We start from the raw sequence: 12,635 nt of genomic DNA, 5'->3' as shown, positions 1-12,635 counted from the left end.
CTTTAACTCCCTTGTTGGTTTGCATGTGCCTCGGCCTTTTCGGTCTCTGAGGCGTGGTTTTCATAGAGGTGGCAAGCCACGAAACGGCCTGGTTCCACCTCTTGAAAAGTCGGGTCGATGCGTTTGCACACGTCCATGACGGCAGGGCATCGGGTACAGAAATTGCAACCCTGTGGCGGGTTGGCGGGGGATGGCACGTCGCCTTGCAGCACGACACGCTGGCGGGTCTGTGCCTTGGACGGGTCGGGTTCGGGGACAGCGGACAAGAGCGCGCGGGTATAGGGATGCAGCGGCACGTCATAGAGCGGCCCGCGCGGGGCCAGTTCGACGACCTTGCCCAGATACATGACCGCGATGCGGTTCGCGATATGGCGCACCATCGACAGGTCGTGACTGATGAACAGATAGGTCAGGCCGAATTGTTCCTGCAGATCCTCCAGCAGGTTCACCACCTGCGCCTGGATCGATACGTCGAGGGCGGCGATGGGTTCGTCGCAGACGATGAATTTCGGGTTCAGGGCCAATGCGCGGGCGATGCCGATGCGCTGCCGCTGACCGCCGGAAAAGGCGTGCGGATAGCGTTTCGCAAAGGCGCGGTTCAGGCCCACAGCGTCCATCAGTTCAGCCACCTTGGCGGCCTTTTCGTCCCTGGACATCGAGGTGTGTTCGTCCAGCGGTTCGCGGATGATCGCCTCGACTGTCATGCGCGGATTGAGCGACGCCTGCGGGTCCTGAAACACCATCTGCATGGTCGGGCGCATTGCGCGCAGGTCGGATTGGCTGGTCTGGCTGATTTCGACACCGTCGATTTCCACGCTGCCGCCGGTGATGTCATACAGGCGCAACACGGCGCGGCCACAGGTGGATTTGCCGCAACCGGATTCGCCCACAAGACCGAGAGTTTCACCGCGCTGAATGTCGAAACTGACGCCGTCCACGGCCTTGACCGCGCCGGTCTGGCGGCGGAACAGGCCCGAATAGATCGGAAAATGCATCTGCAGGTCGCGGATGCGGACCAGTGGGCTGTTGTCATCCAGCATCATGGGCGTCCTTTGCGACGAAACAGGCGGCATCATGGCCCGCGCCAAAGTCATAGCGCGGCGGATTGGCCTGCGCGCAGCGCGGCTGTGCCACATCGCAGCGATCGCGGAACGAACAGGCGGTGGGGGCCGCAGACAGAATGGGCGGCTGGCCTTCGATGATGGTCAACCGGCGCGCGCGTTCCTCTGAAATCTTGGGGATCGTCGTCAGCAGGGCGCGGGTATAGGGATGCTGGGGGTTCTGAAACAGCTCTTTGACCGGGGCCTGTTCGACGACCTGACCGCCATACATGACCATCACGCGGTCGGCGATGCCTGCGATGACACCCAGATCGTGGGTGATCCAGATGACGGCCATGCCCAGTTTGTCGCGCAGTTCCTTCATCAATTCGATGATCTGCGCCTGAATGGTCACATCCAGCGCGGTTGTCGGCTCGTCCGCGATCAGCACCTTGGGATCGCAGGCCAGTGCGATGGCGATCATCACGCGCTGGCGCATCCCGCCGGAAAACTGGTGCGGATAATCCGACAGCCGTTGGGCCGCACCCGGAATACCGACCAGTTCCAGCAATTCCTGCGCGCGGGCGCGGGCAGCCTGTTTGGTCAGCCCCATGTGGGTGCGCAGCGGTTCCATGATCTGATAGCCCACGGTGAACACCGGGTTGAGCGATGTCATCGGGTCCTGGAACACAAACCCGATCCGGCCCCCACGCACACGGCGCAAATCGTCATCGCTGACATTCAGCAGGTTTTGCCCCTCGAATGTCACGGTGCCTGCGCGCACATCCGCCGGCGGCGAGGGCAACAGGCCCAGCAGCGACATCATGGTGACGGATTTACCCGATCCGCTTTCGCCGACAACGCCCAGCAGTTCACCCGCCTTGAGGTCAAAGCTCACGTCATTGACCGCGTGGACTTCGCCACCGCGGGTTTTGAAAACAGTCGTAAGGCCCTGCACATCAAGCACAGCCTGCGCCCCGTTGGGCATGGGCGAACCTCCCTGGTTCGATATGGTTGATCGCGGTCCGTCATTGGCGCGGTCCGTCGACAACCAGAACGGTAACAAGAAAATTTCCCCTCGCAAGTGCCAAAGGTTGCTTGACGCGGATGCGGATCGGGTGGCTGGTCACCGCGGGCCTGTCGCGCGATAAGGGCACAAACCGCAGGCGAGGGCACAAGATGAAGCAAGTGATATGTATCAATTGGGGTACGAAATACGGGCCGCTGTATATCAATCGCCTTTATGGTATGGTTGCGCGGAATATCACCCCGCCTTTTCGTTTCACGTGTTTTTGTGACAATCCCGAAAATATTCGCGCAGAGGTCGACTGCCAGCCCCTGCCAGAAATCGACTATGAGATTCCCAAGGCCAAGACGGGAATTTGGCCGAAATCGCGGCTGTGGGGGGCGGCGTTGGGCGATCTGCAGGGCCCCGTGCTGTTTCTGGACCTCGATGTGATCGTGACGGGATCGCTGGATTCGTTCTTTGAGGCGGGTGCGCCGGAGGATGTGATTCTGACACGCAACCGGGTGGTCGTTTTCGAAAAGCTGGGTCAGACCTCGGTGTTCCGGTTCATGGCCGGTGGACTGAAGCCGTTGCAGGACCAATTCAAGTCCGACCCGCAGGGCATCGCCGAGGAATACCGCTATGAACAGCGGTTCGTGACCCGCAATGCGCCGGGTGGCGTGAAATTCTTTCCTGACGGATGGGTGGCCCATTTCCGGCGCGATTGCCGCAGGCCGTTTCCGCTGAACTATGTCCTGCCGCCCAAGCTGCCCAAGGGCGCGCGAATCGTCATTTTTGCCGGGCACCTCAATCCGCAGGACGCGATTGACGGACGGTGGAGCGATGCTGTCCCGCCGCGCAGCCCGCTGGCGCATCTGCGCGCGATCGGTCAGCGTGATCGGTCGGGCAGTCTGTGGCGCTATCTGCGGCATTATATCCGTCCGGCCCCGTGGGTGGGCGAGCACTGGCGGCCTTGAATATGTCCGGGGCCGGGTTCAGGATGCCCTGACCAGACCGGAGCCCCCCATGACACTGACCGCAAGAGACCTGCTGGATCGCCTCGTGAGCTATCCCACCATCAGCCGTGACAGCAACTTGGACCTGATTGATTTTGTTGAGGATTATTTGCGCGGCTATGGTGTGGAACCTGTCCGGGTGCCAAATGCGGACGGGACCAAGGCCGCGCTTTATGCCCATATCGGCCCAGCGGTGGATGGTGGTGTCGTGCTGTCGGGGCACACGGATGTGGTGCCGGTTGACGGGCAGGCTTGGGACACCGACCCTTTTGTGGTGACGGAACGCGACGGGCGGCTCTTTGGGCGCGGGACATGCGACATGAAAGGGTTCGATGCGTTGGCGCTGTCGGCTGTGCCGCTGGCCCTGGCGCGCGGGATCAAGCGGCCGTTGCAGATTGCGCTGTCCTATGACGAAGAGGTTGGCTGCCTGGGTGCGCCGCCGATGATCGACCACATGGTCAGCCACGGTCTGCCGCGCGCCGATACGGTGCTTGTGGGCGAGCCGTCGATGATGCAGGTGGTCACCGCGCACAAGGGTGGAATCGGATTTTCCGTTCATGTTCAGGGCTTTGAAATCCACTCTTCGCGCATCCACGAAGGTGTCAGCGCGATCATGCAGGGCGCGCGTCTGATCGACTGGGCCAACCAGCTGAACGCGGAACGCGCGCAGGCCACGCCCAGCACGCTCGCTGCTGCATTCGATCCGCCCTATACCACCGCGCATGTGGGTGAAATTGCCGGCGGCACCGCGCATAACATCACCGCCAAGGACTGCCGGTTCGACATGACCTTTCGCGTGGTCCCCGGCGAGGACGTCGATCATTGGCGTCAGCTTTTCCTGAACGAAGTCAAAAGGATCGAGGCCGAGATGCAGGCCATTCAGCCCACCACCCGGATCACGGTCGTTGAATATTTCGGCCTGCCGGGGCTGGCACCAGAGACCGCAGGCCGCGCCGAGGCGCTGGCGCGCCGTCTGACCGGCGACAATGCCACCCATGTCGTCAGCTACGGCACGGAGGCCGGCCAGTTTCAGGAACGGGGCTATTCGGCCTGCGTCGTGGGACCGGGTGACATTGCCCAGGCCCACCAGCCCAATGAATTCATCAGCTGCGACCAATTCGCCAAGGGCGAGGCGTTCATCGCGCGTCTGATCGACGATCTGGCGCGATGATGGGTCCGGTCACGGCGGCCACACCGCAGCAATTTGCGGCAGACCTGCCCAACCAGACCGAGGTCGTGGTCATCGGCGGCGGCATCATCGGCGTGATGACGGCCTGGGAGTTGGCCCGCGCGGGCGTTCCTTGCGTCCTGCTGGAAAAGGGCCGTGTCGCGGGCGAACAATCCAGTCGCAACTGGGGCTGGATTCGCGCACAGGGCCGCGACATCGCCGAATTGCCGATCATGCTGGAATCGCAGGCCATGTGGCCGCGTCTGGCGGCAGAGGCGGGCGACGTGGGCCTTGCGCAGACCGGAACGCTGTATCTGGCGCGGGATGCCGCTGACATGGCGCGCTATGCCGATTGGATCACGCAGGCCGCCCCCTATCAGGTGTCGTCGCGGCTGCTGACGTCGGATCAGGTAGCAGACCAGATACCCGGTGCCGCACGTCGCTGGGCCGGGGCGCTGTGGACACCGACCGATTACCGCGCAGAACCCTGGGTCACGGTCCCTGCCTTTGCCCGCGCGGCACGGGATGCGGGCGCTGTCATCATTGAAAATTGCGCGGCGCGGACGCTTGATCTGTCCGGCGGACGTGTCACCGGCGTGATGACCGAGGCCGGGCTGATCGCCTGCAAGCGCGTGGTCCTGGCCGGCGGGGCCTGGTCGTCCCTGTTTCTGCGCAACCACGGGATCGGCATTCCGCAGCTGTCGGTGCGGGCAACGGTCGCTGCGACCGTGCCGCTGGGGGATGTAAACCCCGGTGGGGCCGTCGACGACCGGCTGGCCTGGCGCAAGCGCCGCGATGGTGGCTTCAGCCTTGCGCCTGCGGGATTTCACGAATTGTTCGTGGGGCCGGACGCGTTCCGCGCCTTTGGCGGATTCGCACGGCAGCTGATCAAGGACCCGCTGGGTACGTCCTACAAGCCATTTGCACCAAAGGGCTTTCCGGATGCCTGGGGGACCCGGCGGCAATGGTCCGGCGATTGTGCCAGCCCGTTCGAGGCGATGCGTGTCCTCGACCCGCGGCCCAATGCGGCCCGGGTCAAACGGCTGGCCCGCGATTTTGCCACGACCTTTCCGGGCCTGGGCGAGGTGAAAATTGCGCAAGCCTGGGCGGGGATGATCGACGTGATGCCCGATGTGGTGCCGGTCGTGGATCACGCGGACACCATTCCGGGCCTGACCATCTGCACCGGCATGTGCGGCCATGGGTTCGGCATCGGACCTGCGATGGGGCGTATCGTTGCGGATCTGGCGCAAGGCAATGATGCAGGCCACGACATCAGCCGCTTTCGCCTGTCACGGTTCAGCGATGGTTCGCGCCTGGTGCTGGGACCGAACCTGTGATGCTTGCAGGGGCTGCGCAGGGGTGACAGGATCAACCCAAAGGAGATATATCATGCCCGTCAAGAACCGCTTTGCCGAACTGCACGACGACATCACCGCGATCCGCCGTGACCTGCACCAGCACCCCGAGATCCTGTTTGAAACACACCGCACCGCGCAGGTGGTGGCCGACCGTTTGACCGCGATCGGTTGTGATGAGGTCGTGACCGGGATCGGGCGGACTGGCGTTGTTGGCGTGATCAAGGGCAACAGCGATAAATCAGGCAAAGTCATCGGCTTGCGCGCCGACATGGATGCACTGCCTATCCATGAGGCGACCGGGTTGGACTATGCGTCCAAGACACCGGGTGCCATGCACGCCTGTGGCCACGACGGACATACCGCGATGCTCCTGGGGGCCGCGCAATACCTGGCAGAGACCCGCAACTTTGACGGGACCGTGGTGGTCATTTTCCAACCCGCCGAAGAAGGCGGCGGCGGCGGACGCGAGATGTGCGAGGACGGTCTGATGGACCGCTGGAACATCGACGAGGTCTACGGCATGCATAACTGGCCCGGCCGCCCTGTCGGCAGCTTTGCCATCCGGCCCGGTGCGTTTTTTGCCGCCACGGACCAGTTCGACGTGGTGATCGAAGGCAAGGGCGGACATGCCGCCAAACCCCATGAAACCGTGGACAGCACGCTTGTCGCCGCACATTGCGTGACGGCGCTGCAATCCATCGCCAGCCGCAACGCGGACCCGGTCGATCAGGTCGTCGTTTCCGTCACCTCGATCGAGAGCTCGTCCAAGGCCTATAACGTCATCGCCCAGCGGGTGCATCTGCGCGGCACCGTGCGCACCATGTCCGCCCAGATGCGCGCGCTGGCCGAACAAAGGCTGACCGCGATCTGCCAGGGGACGGCGGCCACCTTTGGCGCGCAGGCCGAGGTGACCTACCACAAGGGCTATCCTTGCATGGTGAACCACGACGAACAGACCGCATTTGCCGCCGACGTCGCACGCGCGGTGTCCGGCAGCTGCGATGATGCGCCTCTGGTCATGGGCGGCGAGGATTTCGCCTTCATGCTCGAGGAACGCCCCGGCGCCTATATTCTCGTGGGCAACGGCGATACGGCCAGCGTCCACCACCCGGAATACAATTTCGATGATGCCGTGATCCCGGCGGGATGTTCCTGGTGGGCCGAAATCGTGGAACGCCGGATGCCGGCTGCCTGACAAGCAATCGCTGTTTTGAAAATATCCCGGGGGAGGACCGCAGGTCCGGGGGCAGCGCCCCCATCCCCGGACGATCAATCGTGCAGCAGGTCGCGGTAGATCGCGATCAGCTGTGCGGCCTCATCCGCGATGCGAAATCCGTTTACGGCGCGCGGGCGGCAGTTGGCCGACCAGCGGCGCAACATGTCCGGATCGGCCAGGGCCGATTGTATGGCTTTTTCCAGCGCCGGGTAATCTTCGGTGTCAATCAGGGTGCCGGTTTCGCCGTCCGCCACGATCTCCTCGAATGCGCCGGTGCGGGTGGCGATGCAGGGCACGCCGCAGGCCATCGCCTCGAGCGGGGTCAGGCCGAACCCTTCGTTGCGTTGTGGTGCGATATAGAGGTCGATCGCCTGAAACCATGGCGCGATGGTCCAGCCGGGGTCCTCTGGCAGGATATGGATGCGGTCGGCCACGCTTGATGCGGCAACGCGGGCGCGCAGGTCGTCCATGAAACCTTTGAAGTGTTCCGTGACGCCACCCATCATGACCGCATGGGCGTTCGGGAAATGCGGCAGCAGGGCAATCATCGCGTCGATGAACAGGTCGTTGCCCTTGGACGGACGGATGCGGCCAAAGCAGCCGAGCAATGTCGCGTCCACAGGCAGGTTCAGCCGCGCGCGCAGGGCCGCGCGGTCATCGGCGGGGCAAAAATGATCGGTGTCGATGCCGTGGTGGATCACTTGCGCGTCGCGCCTCAGAAATGACGCGGACCGGGCAGAGGTCGCGACCAGTGCGTCCTGTTTGCCGATCAGCCATTTGGTATAGCCCGAATGATCGCGCTGTGCGGCGGATGTGAACATCAGTTTCAGCGGCTGGCGCAGGATATGTTTCAACGCAAGGCCCGCCAGCATCTCGTTATTGCGACGTGCGTGCCAGACACGGGGGCGGCGGCGCATGGTGAACAGATCGCGGATGCGGATCTGCGGGATGTCCGGCGGCAGCTTTGGCCCGACGCTGGCGATGGCGATGTCCCGGGCCTGCAACGGCACCAGACGCAGAACGGTCGAGGTCACGCCGGAATATCGCTTTTTCAGGTTCGGGGCGATCACCTGCACGGTGTTGGCGTCGGTCATGGGGCGTGGTCCTTGGTCAGCGACAGCAGGCTGCGGGCGAGGTCGGCGGTGCCGTCGCCCTGCGCCTGTTTACAGGCAATTGCGGCATTGGCCATGGGCTGTGCGGCGTTGCCGGTCAGCAGATTGTCCAAGGTCCGTGCCAAAGTGTCCGGTGTCACGGCGCGCGCGCCACCTGCCGCGTTCAGCGTCGCATAGTCCGCTGCGCAATTCGCGACCTGAGGTCCGTGCAGGATAGCGGTGCCTGTGCAGGCCTCCCACGGGTTGTGACCGCCTGCATCGCCGAATGATCCGGCAATAAAGGTGACAGGCGACAGGCGATACCATGTTCCCATCTCGCCCAGCGTATCGGCAAGATAGACGTCACCGGTGGGCGCGTCCCCGGCGCTGCGGCGGGTGACGGTCAGACCGCGCTGTCGGGCGAGGGTCGCGATCTCGTCCGCGCGGTCCGGGTGGCGCGGTGCAAGGATGAGGCACAGGTCAGGATGTCGCGCGCGCAGGGCGACATGCGCATCGAGGAGGGGCGCGTCCTCGCCTGTATGGGTCGAGGCGGCCAGCCAGCGAGGGCGACCGGCAAGTGCGGTTTCCATTGCGGCCTGCAAGTCTGGGTCACCCGGTGCAGGTGTTGCTGCCGCCTTGAGGTTGGCCCCCACCTGAACACGTGCTGCACCCAGGCTGCGCAGGTTCTGCGCCGTGGCCTCGGTCTGGGCGATAATCAATGCGAATTGATCCAGCAACCACCAGGCAGGGGCGCCAAGCTGTCGCCAGCGTTTGACGGAACGGTCGGACAGGCGGGCGTTCAGCAGCACGAGCGGCACGGCGCGGTCTGCACAGGACCGGATCATGTTGGGCCAGATTTCCGATTCGATCAGCACGGCCAGATCGGGTCGCCACTGCGCGTGAAAACGGCGCAGGACGGCAGGGCTATCAAGTGGCGCGAACTGGTGGATCGCACGGGCGGGCAGGCGGCGCGCCAGGATCTCGGCTGATGTCGCCGTGCCAGAGGTGACGAGGACGCTCAATGCGGGGCGCTGTGCGTGCAGCGCGTCGATCAGCGGCAGGATCGACAGTGTTTCGCCGACGGATGCGCCATGAAACCAGATCAAGCTGCCCTCAGGCCGGGGCTGCGTGGCCTGGCCTGTGCGTTCGCGGGCGCGGGCGGGGGTGACGCCCTGATCTGTCAGTTTGTGGATCAGCCTGCGCTGCAAGACGGGCACCGCAAGGGACGCGAACCCGGCGTAGGCGCGCAGCAGAAACGGCGGGCGCATCAGCCGCCGGTATGGCTCATGTGGCGCGACACCTGACCGTCGACCTCTTGGCGGGAGTAGTCGAAATCATGGCCCTTGGGTTTGAGCGCGATGGCGGCGCGGATCGCGTCCTCCAGCACCGAATCCGATTCGGACGACCGTAGCGGGCCACGCAGGTCGGAATGACCCTCTTGACCCAGGCAGGTGTAGATTTCGCCGGTGCAGGTGATCCGCACGCGGTTGCAGGATTCGCAGAAATTATGGGACAGCGGCGTGATGAAACCGATTTTCTGACCGGTTTCTTCCAGCTGCACGTATCGGGCCGGGCCGCCGGTGGACAAGGGCAGGTCCGTGACGGTGTAATGCTGCGCCAACTGGCTGCGCAGATCCTTGAGCGACCAGTATTGGCCGATTCGGTCCTCGTTGCCGATGTCACCCATGGGCATGACCTCGATGAAGGTCAGGTCGATGTCACGGCTGGCGCACCAGCTGGTGAGGGTGAACAGCTCGTCCTCGTTGAAATCCTTGAGGGCGACGGCATTCAGTTTCACCCGCAGACCGGCCTTTTGCGCGGCGTCGATGCCGCGCAACACCTGGGGCAGGCGGCCCCAGCGGGTGACGCGGGCAAATTTCGCCTCGTCCAGCGTATCAAGGCTGACATTCACGCGGCGCACGCCCGCGGCATAGAGGTCGTCGGCGAACCGTGCGAGCTGGCTGCCGTTGGTGGTCAGCGTCAGTTCCTTGAGCGCACCGCTGTCGAGGTGGCGCGACATGGAGCGGAAGAACGTCATGATGTCCCGGCGCACCAGTGGTTCGCCGCCGGTGATCCGCAGCTTTTCCACGCCGAGGCGCACAAAGGCACTGCACATGCGGTCGAGTTCTTCGAGCGTGAGCAGTTCCTTTTTCGGCAGAAAGGTCATGTTTTCCGACATGCAGTAGACGCAGCGGAAATCGCAGCGGTCCGTGACGGAAACACGCAGATAGCGGATGGCGCGGGCGAAAGGGTCGATCAACGGTGCATTCATGCGGCGAGCCTAAGGGCCGGCGGCGCTGCGCGCAAGCAGTGCACTTGGCCTTGTCACGCGGGCGGCATGACGTATCTTGCAAGGTATGAAAGCTTTATTCCTCATACCCGTCCTTGCCCTGTCTGCCTGCGAGGCCATGATGGTCCCCGCGTCAGCCCCTGCCACTGGTCCGGCGGCTGCATCAGCGCCCGTGGCCCCGTCCGCCACGCTGGACCCCACGCCGCCACCGCCGCCGCCTGCGGCGGCCGTGACGGTCGATGATTTCGACACGACCACGGCAGAGGACAAGGCCGAGGCGCTGGCGGTCACGGCACCGGCCGCCGCGGCCCTGGGCACCACGCTGGTCAGTCTTGGATCGCCTGCCGATCCGGGGATCTGGCTGAAAACGCCGCTGGTGAGCGAGCTGACTCCAGGACGCGTGGCCTATGGGGGCAATGAGGCCAACGTAGAGCTGCGACCCTCGGGCGGCGTCGTGGGATCCGGCAGCGAAATGTCATTGCCCGCGATGCGGGTGCTGGAAATCCCGCTGACCGAAATCGCCGAAGTGACGGTGTCGCGCAGGTAGGGCTGACCGGGCGGGCCTGCCCGCCCGATCCTGGGGCGCTGCCCCAGACCCCGGGATATTTCCGACCAGAAGAAGACTATTCGACGGTCACTGATTTCGCGAGGTTGCGGGGTTGGTCGACGTCGGTGCCTTTGGCGATGGCGGTGTGGTAGGCCAGCAGTTGCGCCGGGATGGCGTAGAGGATCGGTGCGAGGAACGGGTCGATTTTCGGCAGGATCAGGGTTTTCCACACGCCGTCGGAGGCGATCTTTGCGCCTTGTTCGTCGGTGATCAGCAGGACCTTGCCGCCACGGGCCATGACCTCTTGCATGTTGCTGACGGTCTTGTCGAACAGCGGGTCGGTCGGTGCCATGACGATCACGGGAACATGGGCGTCGACCAGGGCGATGGGGCCGTGTTTCAATTCGCCGGAGGCATAAGCTTCGGCGTGGATGTAGCTGATTTCCTTGAGTTTCAGCGCGCCCTCGTGGGCGAGGGGATACATCGACCCGCGGCCCAAAAACAGGATGTCGCGGGCCTCTGCCAGATCGGCGGCGATGGCGCGGGCCGCGTCCTCGATCCCGAGGGCGGTGTTCAGGATGCCGGGCAGTTGGCGCAACTGTCCCAGGTGCGCGGTCAGGGTCGCGGCGTCGATTTCACCGCGGTCGTGTGCAGCCTTGAGCGCCAGCAGTGCAAGCGTGGTCAGCTGACAGGTAAAGGCCTTGGTCGAGGCGACGCCGATTTCGGCACCTGCATGGATCGGGAGCGCCAGATCGCTTTCGCGGGCGATCGAGCTTTCTGCCACATTGACGACCGACACGATCTTGTCCGCCTTGCCGGCCATGTAGCGCAGGGCCGCCAGCGTATCGGCAGTTTCCCCCGACTGGCTGACAAACAGCGCCACGGTGCCGGGTGTGACGGGCGGTTCGCGGTAGCGGAATTCGGAGGCGACGTCGATTTCGACAGGCAGGCGTGCGATCTGTTCGAACCAGTATTTCGCGACCATGCAGGCGTAATAGGCCGTGCCGCAGGCAACCATCGTGAGGCGTTCGATGCGGGTAAAGTCGATGCCCGGATCGGGGAGTGTCACCGCGTCGGCGTCGGGTGCGATATAATTGGCCAATGCACCTTGCAGCACGGTGGGCTGTTCGGCGATTTCCTTGGCCATGAAGTGTTTGTAGCCACCCTTGTCGGTAGCGGCAGCTCCGCCTTCGATCTTGCGGATGGGGCGGCTGACCTGTTCGCCTGCGGCGTTGCGGATGTCGACGGATGTGCGGGTCAGAACGACCCAGTCGCCCTCATCCAGATAGCTGATGCGGTCCGTGATCGGCGCAAGCGCGATCGCGTCCGAGCCGATGAAGTTTTCGCCGTCGCCGTAGCCGACAGCCAGCGGACTGCCCTTGCGGGCGGCGATCAGCAAATCGTCCTGACCGTCGAACAGAAAGCAGACCGCATAGGCGCCTTCGAGCCGGGCGATGGTGTCGCGGGCGGCCTCGCGCGGGCTGTGGCCGAGGTCGAGGTAGTATTGCGCCAGCAGCGCGATGGTTTCGGTATCTGTGTCGGTGGAATAGCTGATGCCGTTTTCGGCCAGAAACGCCCGCAATTCGCGGAAATTCTCGATGATGCCGTTGTGGACGACGGCGACGCCCGCAGCGCGGTGCGGATGGGCGTTCGCCTCGTTCGGGACGCCGTGCGTGGCCCAGCGGGTGTGGCCGATGCCGACCTTGCCCGCCAGCGGTTCATGCACCAGCCGGTCCTGAAGGTTCACCAGCTTGCCCACCGCGCGGCGGCGTTCGAGTGTGCCGTCGTTGATCGTGGCGATACCCGCGCTGTCATAGCCGCGGTATTCCAACCGCTTGAGGCTTTCGACGAGGAGGGGGGCGGCCTCGTGCCTGGACAGCACGCCGATGATTCCGCACAT

At 64.1% G+C, this 12,635-nt stretch carries 11 protein-coding genes; 5 read left to right on the top strand and 6 right to left on the bottom strand.

The features are described from left to right. Positions 1–2 precede the first annotated feature (2 nt). Entirely contained in the window at positions 3–1,040 is a 1,038-nt protein-coding gene (locus AN189_RS09525; protein ID WP_056034650.1) for an ABC transporter ATP-binding protein, read from the bottom strand. Continuing rightward, complete coding sequence (locus AN189_RS09520) at positions 1,030–2,028, bottom strand: ABC transporter ATP-binding protein (protein ID WP_056034647.1); 999 nt, start codon at positions 2,026–2,028, stop codon at positions 1,030–1,032. Before AN189_RS09520 ends, AN189_RS09525 begins: the two co-directional genes overlap by 11 nt. A gap of 191 nt (positions 2,029–2,219) precedes the next feature. On the opposite strand from AN189_RS09520, the gene AN189_RS09515 reads away from it, so the two are divergent. Genes AN189_RS09515 through AN189_RS09500 form a run of 4 tightly spaced genes read left to right on the top strand, consistent with a single transcriptional unit; the run spans position 2,220 to position 6,786 of the window. After that, on the top strand, positions 2,220–3,023 hold the full coding sequence (locus tag AN189_RS09515) for a hypothetical protein (protein ID WP_056035033.1): 804 nt from the start codon (positions 2,220–2,222) through the stop codon (positions 3,021–3,023). A 49-nt stretch (positions 3,024–3,072) separates the two neighbouring features. Continuing rightward, the gene (gene argE, locus AN189_RS09510) at positions 3,073–4,233 is read left to right on the top strand and encodes an acetylornithine deacetylase (protein WP_056034644.1); all 1,161 of its coding nucleotides are present in this window, start codon (positions 3,073–3,075) and stop codon (positions 4,231–4,233) included. Beyond that, positions 4,230–5,570: an FAD-binding oxidoreductase gene (locus AN189_RS09505; protein ID WP_056034641.1), complete on the top strand. Its 1,341-nt coding sequence runs from the start codon at positions 4,230–4,232 to the stop codon at positions 5,568–5,570. Before argE ends, AN189_RS09505 begins: the two co-directional genes overlap by 4 nt. Before the next feature lie 52 nt (positions 5,571–5,622). Then, positions 5,623–6,786: a M20 aminoacylase family protein gene (locus tag AN189_RS09500; RefSeq protein ID WP_056034638.1), complete on the top strand. Its 1,164-nt coding sequence runs from the start codon at positions 5,623–5,625 to the stop codon at positions 6,784–6,786. A gap of 74 nt (positions 6,787–6,860) precedes the next feature. Here AN189_RS09500 and AN189_RS09495 read toward each other — a convergent pair whose 3' ends face one another. The 3 genes from AN189_RS09495 to moaA are packed head-to-tail and all read right to left on the bottom strand — an operon-like array spanning position 6,861 to position 10,170. Beyond that, a complete protein-coding gene (locus AN189_RS09495) occupies positions 6,861–7,901 on the bottom strand; it encodes a glycosyltransferase family 4 protein (RefSeq protein ID WP_056034636.1) in 1,041 nt (346 codons plus the stop codon). Then, a complete protein-coding gene (locus tag AN189_RS09490) occupies positions 7,898–9,166 on the bottom strand; it encodes a 3-deoxy-D-manno-octulosonic acid transferase (RefSeq protein WP_157057439.1) in 1,269 nt (422 codons plus the stop codon). Before AN189_RS09490 ends, AN189_RS09495 begins: the two co-directional genes overlap by 4 nt. Further along, positions 9,166–10,170: a GTP 3',8-cyclase MoaA gene (gene moaA, locus AN189_RS09485; RefSeq protein WP_056034630.1), complete on the bottom strand. Its 1,005-nt coding sequence runs from the start codon at positions 10,168–10,170 to the stop codon at positions 9,166–9,168. The genes AN189_RS09490 and moaA overlap by 1 nt, the downstream gene beginning before the upstream one ends. 85 nt (positions 10,171–10,255) lie before the next feature. Between moaA and AN189_RS09480 the strand changes: the two genes are divergently transcribed. Further along, positions 10,256–10,735: a D-galactarate dehydratase gene (locus AN189_RS09480; protein ID WP_253279591.1), complete on the top strand. Its 480-nt coding sequence runs from the start codon at positions 10,256–10,258 to the stop codon at positions 10,733–10,735. A gap of 76 nt (positions 10,736–10,811) precedes the next feature. Here AN189_RS09480 and glmS read toward each other — a convergent pair whose 3' ends face one another. Further along, entirely contained in the window at positions 10,812–12,635 is a 1,824-nt protein-coding gene (gene glmS, locus AN189_RS09475; protein ID WP_056034627.1) for a glutamine--fructose-6-phosphate transaminase (isomerizing), read from the bottom strand.

The sequence above is a fragment of the Loktanella sp. 3ANDIMAR09 genome, from assembly GCF_001420005.1.
GTDB lineage: Bacteria > Pseudomonadota > Alphaproteobacteria > Rhodobacterales > Rhodobacteraceae > Loktanella.
Note: the sequence above shows the minus strand (reverse complement) of the source record. Positions and strands in the feature narration are given on the sequence as shown.